1 protein-coding gene is annotated in these 689 nt (G+C 71.3%); it reads left to right on the top strand.

Going from position 1 to position 689, the window contains the following annotated elements; translation table 11 throughout:
- A partial coding sequence (gene pstC, locus ABD317_RS37480; protein ID WP_344296612.1) for a phosphate ABC transporter permease subunit PstC occupies positions 1–689 on the top strand: 689 nt, incomplete at both ends.

Below are 689 nucleotides of genomic sequence, written 5' to 3'. Positions count from 1 at the left end.
TCGCGATGGCCATCGCGGTGCCGATCGCCGTGGGCATCGCGCTGTTCATCACCCACTACGCGCCACGGAAGCTGGCGGCGCCCATCGCCTACGTCATCGACCTGCTGGCCGCCGTCCCCTCCATCGTCTACGGCCTGTGGGGCGCCCTGTTCCTCGTCCCGCACCTGACCGGCCCGTACGAATGGCTGGACCGGTACCTCGGCTGGACCGTCGTGCTGTCCTTCGACGGGACCGCGCCGCGGTCGCTGATGACCGCCGGCATCCTGCTGGCGATCATGATCCTGCCGATCATCACCAACGTAAGCCGCGAGGTCTTCGCGCAGACCCCCCGCCTCCAGGAGGAGGCGGCGCTGGCCCTGGGCGCCACCCGCTGGGAGGTCATCCGCACCACGGTGATCCCGTTCGGGCGCTCCGGCGTCATCTCCGCCTCGATGCTCGGCCTGGGCCGGGCGCTGGGCGAGACGATGGCGGTGGCCACGGTGCTGTCGCCGTCGGCGATCCTCTCGGCGGAGATCCTGCAGGCGGGCGGCGGGACGTTCGCGCAGAACATCGCCGGGTCGTTCGGCGAGTCCGGGCAGTTCGGGCGGGACGCGCTGATCGCCTCCGGCCTGGTCCTGTTCGTCATCACGCTGCTGGTCAACGGCGCCGCCCGGCTGATCATCGCGCGCCGCAAGGAGTACTCGGGGGCC

Origin of the sequence: Streptomyces synnematoformans (assembly GCF_039531005.1) — a bacterium.
GTDB classification, from domain to species: domain Bacteria; phylum Actinomycetota; class Actinomycetes; order Streptomycetales; family Streptomycetaceae; genus Streptomyces; species Streptomyces synnematoformans.
Note: the sequence above shows the minus strand (reverse complement) of the source record. Positions and strands in the feature narration are given on the sequence as shown.